General features: G+C 55.8%; 10 protein-coding genes. 5 read left to right on the top strand and 5 right to left on the bottom strand.

Annotated features, from left to right (window positions below; translation table 11 throughout):
* Positions 1–23: 23 nt before the first annotated feature.
* The 3 genes from BN3795_RS24140 to BN3795_RS24130 all read right to left on the bottom strand — a co-directional run bounded on the left by BN3795_RS24140 (position 24) and on the right by BN3795_RS24130 (position 1,509).
* Positions 24–773, bottom strand: a complete 750-nt coding sequence (locus BN3795_RS24140; protein WP_068787217.1) for a GTP pyrophosphokinase — start codon at positions 771–773, stop codon at positions 24–26.
* 285 nt (positions 774–1,058) lie between these two features.
* Positions 1,059–1,307: a spore coat protein gene (locus tag BN3795_RS24135; RefSeq protein ID WP_068787216.1), complete on the bottom strand. Its 249-nt coding sequence runs from the start codon at positions 1,305–1,307 to the stop codon at positions 1,059–1,061.
* Between the two features lie 16 nt (positions 1,308–1,323).
* Positions 1,324–1,509, bottom strand: coding sequence for a hypothetical protein (locus tag BN3795_RS24130; protein ID WP_068787215.1), 186 nt, complete (start codon positions 1,507–1,509; stop codon positions 1,324–1,326).
* A 330-nt stretch (positions 1,510–1,839) separates the two neighbouring features.
* Between BN3795_RS24130 and BN3795_RS24125 the strand changes: the two genes are divergently transcribed.
* Positions 1,840–3,567, top strand: a complete 1,728-nt coding sequence (locus BN3795_RS24125; RefSeq protein ID WP_068787214.1) for a methyl-accepting chemotaxis protein — start codon at positions 1,840–1,842, stop codon at positions 3,565–3,567.
* A gap of 339 nt (positions 3,568–3,906) precedes the next feature.
* Here BN3795_RS24125 and BN3795_RS24120 read toward each other — a convergent pair whose 3' ends face one another.
* A complete protein-coding gene (locus BN3795_RS24120) occupies positions 3,907–7,437 on the bottom strand; it encodes an RCC1 domain-containing protein (RefSeq protein WP_068787213.1) in 3,531 nt (1,176 codons plus the stop codon).
* 180 nt (positions 7,438–7,617) lie between these two features.
* On the opposite strand from BN3795_RS24120, the gene BN3795_RS24115 reads away from it, so the two are divergent.
* Positions 7,618–10,281, top strand: a complete 2,664-nt coding sequence (locus BN3795_RS24115; protein WP_068787212.1) for a LuxR C-terminal-related transcriptional regulator — start codon at positions 7,618–7,620, stop codon at positions 10,279–10,281.
* Between the two features lie 95 nt (positions 10,282–10,376).
* On the opposite strand, the gene BN3795_RS24110 is transcribed toward BN3795_RS24115, so the two are convergent.
* On the bottom strand, positions 10,377–11,294 hold the full coding sequence (locus BN3795_RS24110) for an aldo/keto reductase (RefSeq protein ID WP_068787211.1): 918 nt from the start codon (positions 11,292–11,294) through the stop codon (positions 10,377–10,379).
* 235 nt (positions 11,295–11,529) lie between these two features.
* On the opposite strand from BN3795_RS24110, the gene BN3795_RS24105 reads away from it, so the two are divergent.
* The 3 genes from BN3795_RS24105 (at position 11,530) to BN3795_RS24095 (ending at position 13,741) form a co-directional block, all read left to right on the top strand.
* Positions 11,530–11,841, top strand: a complete 312-nt coding sequence (locus BN3795_RS24105) for a DUF1806 family protein (RefSeq protein WP_068787210.1) — start codon at positions 11,530–11,532, stop codon at positions 11,839–11,841.
* The gene (locus BN3795_RS24100) at positions 11,838–12,548 is read left to right on the top strand and encodes a PIG-L family deacetylase (RefSeq protein ID WP_068787209.1); all 711 of its coding nucleotides are present in this window, start codon (positions 11,838–11,840) and stop codon (positions 12,546–12,548) included. Before BN3795_RS24105 ends, BN3795_RS24100 begins: the two co-directional genes overlap by 4 nt.
* A 134-nt stretch (positions 12,549–12,682) precedes the next feature.
* Entirely contained in the window at positions 12,683–13,741 is a 1,059-nt protein-coding gene (locus BN3795_RS24095) for an NAD(P)/FAD-dependent oxidoreductase (RefSeq protein WP_068787208.1), read from the top strand.
* The last annotated feature ends 90 nt before the right edge of the window (positions 13,742–13,831 follow it).

Genomic DNA, 13,831 nt, shown 5'->3' with positions numbered 1-13,831 from the left:
CGGCTCATTGTTTACGTTTTGGGTCATTCCCCGCCCGACAGCAACTTCAGCAGATTCTGCGGGATGTTGAACTTCTGGTTATCGATGAGCAATTGGAATTCCTCGGAGGCTTCGGCTTGGTGCGCGTGCTTGATCTCCTCCATTTCCTGCTGGAGCTGCTCCATTTTCAAATCCAGCTCGTAGGCGGTGTCTGCGGCGTTCTTGAGATCTTGCAGCAGCCGATCCGGTACCGACTCGTTATATTTGTAGAAAATTTTGTGCTCCAGGCTGGCCCAGAAATCCATGGCGATCGTGCGGATTTGGATTTCGACACAGACCAGCTCCTCGCCGTCCGACATGAACACCGGGACCTCGACCAGCATGTGCAGGCTTTTGTACCCATTGGGCTTGGGATGTTTGATGTAATCCTTCACCGTGAGGATGTTCAGGTCCTTCTGGGCTTGCAGCATTTCGCTGATCCGGTAAATGTCCGAGATGAACGAGCAGGTGATGCGAATGCCGGCGATGTCTTGGATATTTTGCTTGATGTCCTCGAGCGAAGTGGCTCCGCCCTTACGATACAGCTTCTTCATAATGCTTTCCGGAGATTTGATTCTCGATTTCGTGTGCTCGATCGGATTATACTCATGCAGAAGCTGGAATTCCTCCTGCAAGATTTCGATTTTGGTCTCCACCTCGTGGAGCGCAAATTTGTACATCATAATGAACCGCGTCAGCTTTTTTTGCAACGCCTTCATCTGCTCCAGAGGGTTAACATAGGAATTATCGATCATAGGGATGGGTTCCGTCCTTTATCTTTAGATGTGAATAGAGTTGCCTACTCTATTATACCTTAGGGGGAACCGGGGATGCCAGAAACGGGCGCCGAGCCGCTCAGACACTCTTCTGCAGCAGAGGCAGCGCGAGGCGGTCCCGAGCTGAACCAAGAATTGGCAGCATTGTATTCGATTTTTCGCATATATCTGTGGCGTGCCCCAAAAGAGCAAAAAAGCAAAAAGCTTCCCGCATCCGTTAAGATTGCGAGGAAGCTTTTTCGCGTGCAATCGCCGGTGAGATCCTCAGCTGCCGAGCTGCGACTTCACTTGTTGCACTTCCTGGTCTTGTGCCATCATCGCAGGCTGGTAGAAGCCTTTGGACTCGGCCAGCCTGAACAACTCGTATTGGGATTTCTCGCAGTTATCCCGGATTTGCTGAACGGTTGATCTCAATTGGAGATTGGCGCATTCCGAAATGACGCTGCTGTACGTGTTCAGGCTGCTTTTGACCATGGACAACGCGTCGTTCACCATTTCTTTATCCTGCATCATCGTGTAGAGAACCTCCCTAATTTAAAAATGACATCAGCTGTTGCTTGGTGTTCTGCGCGTCCTGGGCCGATTTTTGGAAATAGGCTTTGACTTGCGGGTCGACGGACTGTTGCGCGTAGGCGAGCATTTTCTGATGTGCGGTTTCGTGGGCGCCGATCAGGTGCCGCAGGCTTTGCAACTCCTGTTGGTTGATTTGGGCCATGCCATCTGCTCCTTTCATCTGGTATTCACTGGTTATTGTTTGCGGAACCGGGACAAATATGCGGCAGATTCCACTTCCCCCAGAGATTGGGGCGGATTGGTGAAGGAATTGTGACTTGGATAACCCGTGTCCGGCGTTTTGGGGGTTGTACTTAATGTCATTAGGACGAAGGGACTCTCTTCCACCTTATGTAAACTATTAAAATAGTCACTGTGATATTTTTGATTTTAGATAAAATAGGAAGGCAGCTTCATTTGTATTTATTGACAATGAACATGTGCTGCCGCAGTGCTTCAATAGGTGAAAATTCATTCAAAAGGTGGAATACTTATGCCCAGGCTAGGCAATCCCTTCCGAAGGATTAAGAGACGCAGATTCCGTTCGCTTACCGGCAAGCTGGTGGGATTGATCGTGTTGTTGATCTCGTTATGCGCCGTTTCGTTTACGCTGATCTCCTATTACGAAGTGCAGCGATCGATGACCAGCCAGATGAAGAGCGACGGGACTACCCTGGTGACGAATATCAAACGCGAGATCGTGAGCAGCGAGCTGATGGACATCAGCCAACTGCAGAAGGCGTTCCAGACGATTAAAGAGGAAGGGGAAGGCAATATCGTTTACATCTCCCTCTCCGATGCGCAAGGCAATTTGATTGTGGCCGACGATAGCCAACTCGGCGAGGACAGCCAAAAGGAGGCCACCGACGCTACCGCTTCTGCTTCAGTCGCAGCGACGAACCTGGATTTGAGCACCGTCATTGCCAATCAGGAAACCCAAGGCAGCATCCTGGAAACGGCAGGTGGTGAGCGAGTCTATAACGTCTCGACGGATTTTGCTTACAGCCAGGAGCTGTCCGGCGCATTGAATGTCGGGATCTCGCTGGAGAGCATGCACGATCAGATCGGGGAGGCTCTGATCGAGACAATCGTCATTTCGCTCGTCATTCTGCTGCTTGCGGTTGCTTTGGGCTTGCTTATGGGACACCGGATCATCCGTCCGATTACGATGATGTCCAAACGCATCAAGAGCTATGCTGGCGGGGATTTCACGGGGGAATTCAGCCATAACAGCCAGGATGAAATCGGCAAGATGGCGGAGGATCTCGCCCAGATGCGCAGCAAGCTGGGCGGGATGATGGAGAACATCCAGCTTCGCGCCGGTCAGGTCACCTCCGGTTCGCAGCAGCTGTCGCTCATGATCGGGGAGAGCTCGCAGGCGGCCAAGGAAATTTCGACAGCAACGGATGCATTGGCGGCGGGGTCGGGAGACCTTGCGGGAAATGCACAGGAAGGGCTGGAACGGCTCCAGAGCTTGGCGAAGGAGATCCTTACGCTAACCGCGCGGGCGGATCAGATGAAAGCCAGCATCGAAGAATCGCAGGAAGCGAACCGTACAACGATGAGCAGTATGAAAGAGCTGCAGAAGGCGATCCGCGAGAACGCGGAAGTGAGCATCCATATCGAGCAGCAAGTTAATGATCTCAGCGACAAATCGGAAGCCATTACTCAGGTCACAACAGTCATTAAAGCTATCGCCGAGCAAACCCATCTGCTGGCCCTGAACGCTATGATTGAAAGTGCGAGAGCCGGCGAACAAGGAAGGGGCTTCGCGGTGGTGGCGGAGCAGATCCGCAAACTGTCGGAGCAAACGACAGGCTCGGTTCAGGGCATTGAGGATATGGCGCGGGAAGTGGCTGTCGCCGTGGCGAAGACCCGGGAGTACATGCAGCAAGGAGCCGAGGTAATCACTCGAACGAGTGAGGTGTCACGGGAGACCGGCCAAGCGTTTCGCTTAATCGATCAGACGATTCACCACATGATCTCGGGAATGCAGGAGCTGATTCACGGCATCACCCAAATCAACCAGGACAAAAATGAGGTGATCGGCGCCATCGAAAACATCTCCTCGATCGCCCAGGAATCCACGGCTTCGACCGAGGAAATCTCCGCTTCGACCGAGCAGCAGCTGGCCAGCATGGAGCAGGTGTCTGCCTCGGCGGTTGAGATGAAGGGGATTGCCGACGATTTGAATCGGATGGTGGGGCAATTCAAATTTTAGGTATATCCAATACACGACACCCCGTTTTCCCTGCGAGAGCGCGGTTCCGTTCGCGGAGGCGGAGATGCGGGAAATAACGCCCAAATAGGGCGCTATTTTCAAGAACGAAGGGGACTCGGCCGAAATAGAGGAACTTTTGGGCGTTATTTTCGTCGGAAGGGCGTAAAAAGCCGGGTTTTGTGGGAGCAGCGGACAAATAAGACCATAAATTACCGCTATCTTCGCGATAGAGGGGATGATTTCCGAAATAACGCCATTTTGTACCGCTATTTCCGCCAAGGAGGCAGAGGTTTGCCAAAGAAACCGCCAGAAACTTCTTCTTCTGGCGGTTTCTTTCTTTTAGTCGATAAAGCCTGCTTCTTGCAGCAAACGTTGTACCAATACAGCGCTCTCTCCTCGAGTGAGGGAGTTCCGCGGCTGAAGGCCTGACGCCGAGCCTTGCAGAATGCCGAGCTTCAGCAAGGCTAACGCGGCGGGTTTGGCCCATTCGGCCAATTGGTCCTGATCCTTAAATTTCGCCAAAACCTCGCCGGATTCCGCAGCATTCAAATCGCCTTCGATGTGCAGCAACGTCAACGTACGGGTGAGCATCGCAAGGGCTTCTTGGCGCGAGACGACCTCGTTCGGCCGGAAAGTCCCGTCCGCATAACCTTGCAGGATGCCGAATTGCTTGGCTGTGGCTGCCGCGTCGGCGTACCATTCCCCAGGGACCGTGTCGGCAAAGGCCGCCTCCGGCTTCGAGGCCCCTCCGCCAAGACCTAAAGCGCGAACCAGCAGCACGGCCAATTGAGCCCGGGTCACGCGGTCATTCGGACGGAACTCGCTCGCGTTGTCCGCCTCCCCGGCCGGGGGCGCGGTGTCGCCGGCAAATCCGCCGAGCATCAGCCGTCCGGCTAAATCTTCGACAGCTTGTGCGGCGAAATGATCGGCAGGAATGTCGGCAAAGGCCGACGGCTTGCGGATTAACACCAAGTTTCCTCCGGCCATGCTGCGGAGGACGGCGACGAATTTCCCCTCGGCCTCCCCAATCCGCATCGCAACCGGCACGAAAGAACCGTCATCCAGGATGGCCACCGCTCCCGTAATGTCGGACGGTGCGATTCCCTGATCCAAAGGGATATTCCGCTCCACGTACGACTTGAACCCGTCCAGCAGTTGGATCTTGCCGGCATCGTAACTTGCGGTAATCCGGAAATCGACGGGGGGCTGGACCAGCTCGAACCGTTGTTCGAGCGCCGCCGCCTCTGCCTTCCGAAGGGCTTCAGCCGTGTTTCTGGCAATCTCCACGATCATCGTCAGCCGTCCTTCGGCAACGTTGGCAGGCGGCTCTTGTCCGTTCATCGCGGCTGCTTGCCGCCAACCGATTTCCTTCGCCGGCAGTTTGATACTTCCGGCAGTCGAACGGATCTCAACCCATCCCCCAAGATCCTCCAACGCCTGAATAGTGCTTCCCGGCAACTCAACGGAGACATCGTCCGCCTCTTGTTGCAGGGTAATTGCGAGGACAGGCGGCTCTGCCGTCGCACCTAACAACCCCGTCAATTGTTTCGTATCCAGCTTCACTTCGATCCGTCGCCGTCCGTCCATTTCCCGAACCAGCGCGGTTCCCGCTTGCTCGAGGGCCTGTCCGCCAAGCTCCACCTTGACCGCGGTTGTTGCCGGACGGTTTGGACTAGGGGGCGGAGCGGATCCTCCGGCAGTCGAACTAGCTTCACGATCCAGCGGTTCCGGTGTCACAGGAGGTTCTGCAGGGGGATTGGGATCTTCCGCGGTTTTACGCTGAATCATCACCGTGTACTTGTGCGGGGCCCCGTTCTCCGCAATAACTTCGAGCTCGATCCGGTTGCTGCCCGTCTGCAGCGGGAGAGCGGGCCCCGCTTCGCCTGGAACGAGCGGGACCGGGCCAAACGTCAAACGGGGGCTTGCGCCTGCATCGTCGTATACGCTGGCCGTTACCGTTGCCCCGCTTTGGTAGACTTCCGCGGTTACAGTCACCGCCGCCGCAGCATGGGGAACGACGGCCGAATAGCCGAATTTGTCCCTGGAGAAAGCGGGGGTTAAGGCAACCGGCGCTCCAGACTCGGAATAGACGGAGAGGCTGCTTAATGTGGTATCCGGTGCAGTGGGCTCGTCGATGCTCATCCACTTGGCGTACAGTACCCGATTCTCCGCATCAAAGGTCAGGAAGCTGCCCGCCGGATAATCCGTCCCGCTGCCGTCCGGTGCCGTATTCCAGCCGGCGAAGACATTCCCTTCGCGGCTTAAGCCCGTCCCGTCCAGGACAAGGGCCGTATCTCCGGGCGCATAGAGCGCCGGGTCCACCGGCGCTTGCCCGTCGGTTTGGCCGTTGCCGTCATACGTCAAAGTATAAATCGCCGGCCATTTGGTAGTGGCGGACTGCATGGCATACGCGCTTTTATTGCCTGCCCCGTCTTGAACGATCACGTTAAAATAGTAGGTCGTTCCTTCGGTTAATCCCGTGACGAGCTGGGTACTCTTGTCCGGTTCGAAGCCCCCGTACGGTATCCCGTTCTTCTCAATCCGGGAAACCGTACCCAGATCCCCCACCTCGGACACATAGAGCAGGTACGTCAACGCTTCCGAAGCCAGCAAGTTATCGCTTGCCTTGGTCCAACGGACCGTTGCTTCCGTGGCGGTGATACCGTTGATGCTCAGCTTGCCGTCCGTGATCTGCGGAGGGGTCGTGTCCAGAACCGCCTTTGTGATTACGGGAACGGTTTTACTTTGCCTCGTACCGTCCCCCAGCTCGCCGTAGCCGTTGTAGCCCCAGCCCCAGACCGTCCCGTCCTTCTTCATGACGTGGCTGCTATATCCACCTGCCGTGATTTGCATAACGTCATGGAGGCCGTCTACTTTCAGCGGCGTGTTGGTGGAGGAGATGCCCTCCAGGCCTAACTGCCCTTGGCTGTTGTACCCCCAGCTCCACACCTCTCCGTTATCATCGAGGGCAAGGCTGTGGTAGCCGCCTCCGGCGATCGCCACAACCTTCGCCGGAATGGCAACTTGCACCGGCGTGTTCCGGCTTGTTCGCGTTCCGTCACCCAAAGCGCCGTATCGATTATCGCCCCAGGCCCAGACGGTGCCGTCTTCCCGGATGGCAAAAGCCTGGGAACCGCCGACTGCGATGGCCGTCACCTCGCTCAATCCGGCGACTTGAACGGGCGTTGTTCGCCGCGTATGGGTGCCGTCCCCGAGTTCCCCGGTTCCGTTGTAGCCCCAGGCCCAGACGGTTCCGTCGTTTTTGAGCGCCAGGCTGAAATAGCCGCCTGCCGCAATTGCCTTAACCTCCTCCAGCCCGACAACCTGCACGGGAAGAGTTTGCTGCATCGTCGTTCCGTCGCCCAATTCGCCGTCATCGTTTTTTCCCCAAGTCCAGACGGTTCCATCTTGACGCAACGCCATACTATGGTAGCTTAGTCTGCCGGACACGGCCGTGACGCCGGTCAAGCCGGGAACTTGTCCGGGCGTTGAGGAATTGCTGGTAGATCCATTTCCCAGTTGACCGTTGCTGTTGCTTCCCCAAGTCCAGACGGTCCCGTCTTGCTTGATGGCGATGGAGCCTCGGACCCCGGCGTCGATATCAACCACATCACTTAGGTTCTTGCCCTTCACGGGGTAATACCTGTAAGCCGTCGATTCGTTGCCTAACTGACCGTGGTCGCCCCTTCCCCAGGACCAAACTTCTCCGCTGCTGGTGAGCGAAACGGTGTGGTAATAACCGGAGACAAGCTTGGGTGCAACTGCGGGATCGGGACCGCTATCCGCATATGCTGGCTTAGCTTGCATGATGGGCGATGCCAATTGGATCGCCATCATCAGGCAAAGTACGGCTTTGCCGAAACTTCTCATCGTTTATCCCCCTTCGATACACCGGACTGCCGCTGAGCTTCCCGCGTGCTTGAATAACAACGACATCCTATCAAAGGACCAGGCGGAATACGATTGACAAACGTTAACTTTCCAAGCACTTTTTCGACGAATTTTATATAATGGAATTTAAATAGTTTGCTAATGCGAGAGGATTATCGGATGAAGATGATAGAAAGCTCCGCCGATTCGTATATTCTGAAAATGAAAATCACCCGCCCCTTGCCCAAAGAGAATTGGGTGGCGCGGGACAGGCTGATCGAGGCGATTCAGGAGGGAACCCAAGGGAAGGTGACCGTCGTCAGCGCCCCCGCCGGTTTCGGGAAAACCACGCTTCTCGTCCAATGGGCTCACGTCAGCGGAAGAGCGTGCTCCTGGATTGCGCTTGATGAGAGGGATAACGATCCCGTCCGTTTTTGGCGTTATGTTGCACATGCTTTGGCTCTCGGTTGCCGCAGGCCGCAGGCGGAGCGTTTGCAGCGGCTGGCCGCCTTGATGCCGGGCTTGTCGCGGGACTCGTTCTTGGATGCGCTGCTTAACGAGCTATTCGAGCTGCCGGAAGATTTGACTCTGGTTATGGATGATCTGCATCTCATCACGGATGAAGGGATTCATGACGGACTTGTGTATTTCATCGATTATTTGCCGCCGCAAGTCCATGTGGTGATCGCTACCCGCACGGAGCTTCCCTTCTCCGTGATCAAATGGAAAGCCCGGGAGGAGAGCCGCAACATTTCCGCAGCCGATTTGCAGTTTACGGGCGAGGAAGCCTTGGCCTATTTCGGCCAGGTTGATAACGCAGCGGCGGCGGTGTTGCCGTTAGCGGCGGAAGCCCGAACCCGGCGGCTGGCGGAGGCGGCGGAAGGGTGGATTGCGGGGATGCAGCTCATCGCTATCTCGCTGCGTTCGGGAACGCCGGATGAATCGTGGCTGCTGGAGCCGGTTCAAGCCGGAAGTTCCGCCAATGTGACCGAATATTTGCTTCATGAGGTCGTCTCCAGGCTTCCGAAGGAGATTTATCGTTTTTTGCAGAGCAGTGCGGTATTATCCCGGATGAATGCCACGGTTTGCGATGCCGTCACCGGCAGAGGGGACAGTGCGGAGAGGCTGGAGCAGCTCCAGCAGTTAAATTTGTTCCTGGTTCCCCTGGATGCAAGCCGGGAGTGGTTCAGATATCATCATCTGTTTGCCCGGTTTCTGCAGGAGCGGCTGCGTAATGACCTTCCGGAGGAGTGGATTCGGCTGCACCAAAAAGCGGCGGAATATTTCACTCGGCAGGGAGATCTGGAGGAAGCGATCTTTCATGCTTTGGCTGCAGGCGACTTCGCACGGGTCGAATCCGGCCTGCGAACACAGGCACCCCTTCTGCTGGAGCGGGGCGAATTTGCGACGCTGCTGGGCTGGTTCGAAGGGTTCCCCGCAGATTACCCGTTGTCCTTGGAATTAGCCTTGATTCATGCGTTTGTACGCGTATTGTCGGGGGAGTTGCCGCAGGCCGAACGGATGCTGGCGCGAGTCGAGGCGGCGTGCGGCGAGGTGGCGGACCCGGTGAGGCGGGGGCAACTGCAAAGCGGCTTATTGTTCGTACGCTCCAACTTGGTGTTTCTAAACGGCGATTTCGCTCAGTGGTTTAGGTTCAGCGAAGGCATCCTGCAGGATATTCTTCCGGACGATCCGTTGTACTACAATTTCGATTACAATTGGCAGGAAGCCTGGGTTCGGCGTACCCCGTTCGGCATGCAAGGAGTACTGTCCAAGGAGACGGAAATGATCGGCCGCCGCTTTACCGAAGTGCTGGAAGCCCACGGCTGGAAGGGTTCGCTGATTCATTTGTATGTGAAGCAATCGCTTTGCGAGGGATATTACGAATGGAACCGCCTGGAGGATTGCCGCCGTCTCCATGACGAGATCGGACAGGCACCGGCAAGCGCCCGGGTTCCGGGCCTTCTGATTCCGCACCGGCTGGTGGCCGTTCGGCTGGATGTGGCGGAGGGGAAGCTCCCGCTCGCGCTCGATCGGGTGGAGGAGGCGATGGCGGAGGTCGAAGCGATCCGTGCGGAGGAATGGCTTCCGGCGTTATGGGCGATGCGGTGCCGCATTTATATCCGGGAAGGCAAGCTGGCGGAAGCGAAAAAAGACATTGCCCGCCTGGGCGTTACCGTAAAGGATCGGCCCATGTACAACCGGGAGTTCCCTTATCTGTCCCTGGTGCGCTTGCTGGCCCGGCAGCGGAAGGAGGAGGAGGCGATGCGCCTGCTTGAGCTGCTGAAGCCGCAAGCCCGGCGGGAGGGGCAGTTGTCCAGCATCGTCGAACTGTCGCTGCTGCAGGCGATGCTCGAATTCAAACGGGGCCGGCGTTCCGCGGCGCTCGGGTTCCTTCACGAGGCGCTGGTGCTGGCCGAGCCCAACGGCTACATCCGCAGCTTCCTGGATGAAGGGCCGGAAATGGCGAAGCTGCTGCAGGCCTACCGCACCGGCCTGAAGGAAGGCGCTCTGCCCAAGGAAGCCGAGTTCGGTTCGGTATCCGAGGTTTACCTGGCGAAGCTGCTGGCATTGTTTCCACCCGGCAACGGTGTAACGAACCGGCATGCCGGTTCGCAGCAGGCTGGCAGCGGCAGGGATTTGGCCGAGCCGCTGAACCGCCAGGAGGTGGAACTGCTTGAGCAGCTTCGGCAGGGAGCGACCAACAAACAAATCGCCCAAGCGATGGCCTTGTCGGAAGGCACCGTGCGGATTTACCTCTCCCGGCTGTATGGAAAGCTGCAGGTGTCTTCCCGCACGCAGGCTTTAATCGCCGCGCAGGAAATGGGATTGTTTAACGAATAAGCGAAGAAGGCGGTAATGGAGCTTCAAATGAAAATAAGCAACCTCGAGTCTGAACAGACCCAAGGTTGCTTCTTCGTGCCGTATCGTCCTTGCGGTTACGGCAAAATATTGCCCGCCGCACGGTAAATTTCATACCATTCCTCACGGGTCAAGCGGATTTCGCCGGCCCCGATGCAGTCCTTCAAGCGATCGATATTCATCGTGCCGATCACCGGCTGCATTTGGGCCGGGTGACGCAGCAGCCACGCGACGGCGATGGTGGTGTTGGTGACGTTGTATTTTGCAGCGATTTCGTCGATCTTCTGATTCAACTCCGGGAATTTCTCGTTGCCGAGGAAGACGCCTTCGAAAAATCCGTATTGGAACGGCGACCACGGTTGGACCGTGATGTCGTTCAAACGGCAGAAATCGAGCACGCTGCCGTCGCGGTTGACGGCCGCTTCATTTTCCATATTTACATTAATGCCGGCTGAAATCATCGTGGCGTTCATAATGCTTAATTGCAGCTGATTCGCAACGATCGGTTGTTTGACGTATTTTTGCAGCAGTTGGATTTGCATCGGATTCTGGTTGGAGACGCCAAAGTGACGTACTTTGCCCGCGGAATGCAACTGATCGAACGCTTCAGCCACCTCTTCGGGTTCCACCAGGGCATCCGGCCGGTGCAGCAGAAGCACATCGAGATATTCGGTTCTCAGACGTTTCAAAATGCCGTCCACCGAAGCTAAAATATGCTCTTTCGAGAAGTCGAAGGAGCCTTGGCGAATGCCGCATTTCGATTGAAGAATGATCTTCTCCCGAATCTCCGGGTTCATGTGGATCGCATCGGCGAAAATCTCCTCGCAGGAGCCGCCTCCATATATATCCGCGTGGTCAAAGAAGTTAGCGCCTTCTTCCAGAGCGGTTTGTACGAAACGTTCCGCACCGGCTTTGTCCAGCGAATTGATTCGCATGCAGCCGACGGCGATGACAGGGACTTCCAGCGTGCTCGTTCCAAGCTTGATGGTCTTCATTAGTCGGATCCTCCTCAGTCGAATAGGAATAGATGAATGGTCACCCGGGCCGCTATGTAAATGGAGCCCCCATCATTGTGACATAGAAGGACAACGGTTTCAAGAGCAGTGCGGGAACTGGGGGACGAGTTTGTCATGCGGGGGAAAAGTCACTTGTGCAACCGGACCCTGAGCGTATAATAGTTACTGTGATTTTGATAGCCCTAAATTCTAACGAAAAGGACTGCGAGCGAACATGAATCTGATTGAGAAGAAACGCGCCGAGGATTGGCTGAATGCTTTTGTCGGATCGGACGTGTACCTGCATAGTGAAGCCACATCCTATCTGTTTGTCCGCAACTTCAAGGTGAAGTTGACCCATGCCTTTATTGCCGGAGAAGGACCGTATCGCGCGGCCTTGCGGTTTGACGGCCAGGGGTGGCTGCGGATCGAAGGGCTGACACATATGGAGCTTGATACGCAAGGACGTCTCCTGCTGGAGGGCTTTGACGATCGGGGACGTATGGAAGTCGCCTTGCATTTGGGAAAGGAGCCGTTTCCAGAATGAATAAATTAAATGCACAAACAACGACGGGGCGCAAGCTGCTGGCGGTATTCGCCCACCCTGACGACGAGTCGTTTATCTGCGGGGGCACGCTGGCCAAATATGCGGCCGAAGGTGTGGAGGTCACGGTGGTGAGCGCTACCCGCGGCGAAATGGGGCGGCGGATGGGCAATCCGCCCTATTTGAACCGGGAGACGATTGCGGCCGCCCGAGAGGTCGAGCTGCGTCAAGCGTGCGAGGCTTTAGGGGTGCATGACTTGAAGTTTCTCGATATCCGCGACAAAACGGTGGAGTTCATTGACGAGACGCTCCTGATCGGACGGATTGAAGCATTGATGCGAGAAATTCAGCCCGATGTGGTGCTCACGTTCCACGAGACGTTGGGAGGACACCCGGACCACTGCGCGATCGGCCAAGCAACCACTGCCGCCTTTCGCCGGTATGGGGAAGGTTTGCTGTATTTTGTCTCCTTCGGCGACATGATGCTGCAGCCGGACGAGTACGGCTATACTGCGGACGACATCGCTCGTGTGGACGTCCAAGAGCATCTGAAGGCCAAGCTGGCCGCCTTCCGCGCTCACCGCTGCCAATCGGAGCTGATGGAGTGGGTATGGCAACGGGATGATAAGGCGATGCGGAGCCTCGGACGTTATGAGTATTTCATCCGGGGCAGCCAGTCGCAGTCGGGGACGGATTCTTTGTTTGCTTAAGAACAAAACAGCAATCCGGCTATATTTTCGATAATAATGATTTTCATTCTCAATTAGATATGGTACGATGGTTCCATCTTAGTGAAAATTCACTTCTTCAGCGCGATGCGGATGATAAAGGAGAGGTTGCGACGATGGAACAAAGGGTATATGATGTCACGATTATCGGAGGGGGACCTGCCGGATTGTATTCCGCCTTCTACAGCGGCTTGCGGGAGATGAAGACGAAGCTGATCGAGTATCAGCCGTTTCTTGGCGGCAAGGTGAATGTCTATCCGGAGAAAATGATCTGGGACATCGGCGGTCTGACGCCGGTTACCGGGGAGCAGCTGATTCGGCAGTTGATCGAGCAGGGGCTGACTTTTCAGCCGGAAGTCGTGCTTGGGGAGAAGGTGACTTCGATTTCCCAAAATGAGGACCGTATTTTTACATTGCATACGGCTTCGGGAGCCCGACACTTTTCCAAAACGATCATTCTCGCCATTGGCGGCGGGATCCTCAAACCCACGAAGCTCGACATCGAGGGAGCGGAACGGTTTGAAGTGACCAACCTTCACTATACGGTGAAATCGCTGGGGCGGTTCAAAGGGAAAACCGTGTTGATCTCCGGCGGGGGGAACACGGCCATCGATTGGGCCAACGAATTGGCGCCGATTGCGAAGAAGGTGTATTTAACCTATCGCAAAGAAATGCTGAAGGGCCACGAAGCGGAAATCTCGAAGCTGATAAAGAGCCGGGTGGACTGCCTGCTGAATACCTCGATTGTGAAATTGACCGGGGCGAAAGGCGGGGAGGCCATCCGGAGCGTATGGCTGCAAAATCTGGAGGACGGCGCCATCGTCGAACTGGAAGTTGATGAGGTCGTCGTCAGCCACGGGTATGAACGGGATAAAGCTCTGCTGGAGAACAGCGAAGTGCCAATCGTGATGGCGAACGAATACGGCATCGCCGGCACGGCCCTGAGCGAGACCTCGGTGGCGGGGATCTTCGCGGCGGGGGATATTTTAGCGTACGAAGGCAAGCTCCATTTGATCGCCGGGGCTTTCCAGGATGCGGCCAACGCGGTGAATCGGGCCAAACAATACATCACGCCTGAAGCGGAGGCTTACGGAATGGTCTCTTCGCATAATGATCTGTTTATCGAGAGGAATCGTGAATTGAAGAAGCAACTGTTCGCGGCAATGGTAGACTAGAAACCAAACCTCTCAAATGGATACGCTTACCTTATATGGGTGGGCGTATTTTTTTTATCCTATTTATTCTTTCTTACCATGAAAATGGGA

Source organism: Paenibacillus phocaeensis (assembly GCF_900021165.1).
Taxonomy (GTDB): Bacteria; Bacillota; Bacilli; order Paenibacillales; family Paenibacillaceae; genus Fontibacillus; species Fontibacillus phocaensis.
Note: the sequence above shows the minus strand (reverse complement) of the source record. Positions and strands in the feature narration are given on the sequence as shown.

Excerpts from the sequence above, each read along its gene's own strand:
- BN3795_RS24120 (WP_068787213.1), bottom strand. The coding sequence starts at position 7,437 with ATGAGAAGTTTCGGCAAAGCCGTACTTTGCCTGATGATGGCGATCCAA.
- BN3795_RS24135 (WP_068787216.1), bottom strand. The coding sequence starts at position 1,307 with ATGATGCAGGATAAAGAAATGGTGAACGACGCGTTGTCCATGGTCAAA.
- BN3795_RS24110 (WP_068787211.1), bottom strand. The coding sequence starts at position 11,294 with ATGAAGACCATCAAGCTTGGAACGAGCACGCTGGAAGTCCCTGTCATC.
- BN3795_RS24100 (WP_068787209.1), top strand. The coding sequence starts at position 11,838 with ATGAATAAATTAAATGCACAAACAACGACGGGGCGCAAGCTGCTGGCG.
- BN3795_RS24105 (WP_068787210.1), top strand. The coding sequence starts at position 11,530 with ATGAATCTGATTGAGAAGAAACGCGCCGAGGATTGGCTGAATGCTTTT.
- BN3795_RS24130 (WP_068787215.1), bottom strand. The coding sequence starts at position 1,509 with ATGGCCCAAATCAACCAACAGGAGTTGCAAAGCCTGCGGCACCTGATC.
- BN3795_RS24115 (WP_068787212.1), top strand. The coding sequence starts at position 7,618 with ATGAAGATGATAGAAAGCTCCGCCGATTCGTATATTCTGAAAATGAAA.
- BN3795_RS24095 (WP_068787208.1), top strand. The coding sequence starts at position 12,683 with ATGGAACAAAGGGTATATGATGTCACGATTATCGGAGGGGGACCTGCC.
- BN3795_RS24125 (WP_068787214.1), top strand. The coding sequence starts at position 1,840 with ATGCCCAGGCTAGGCAATCCCTTCCGAAGGATTAAGAGACGCAGATTC.
- BN3795_RS24140 (WP_068787217.1), bottom strand. The coding sequence starts at position 773 with ATGATCGATAATTCCTATGTTAACCCTCTGGAGCAGATGAAGGCGTTG.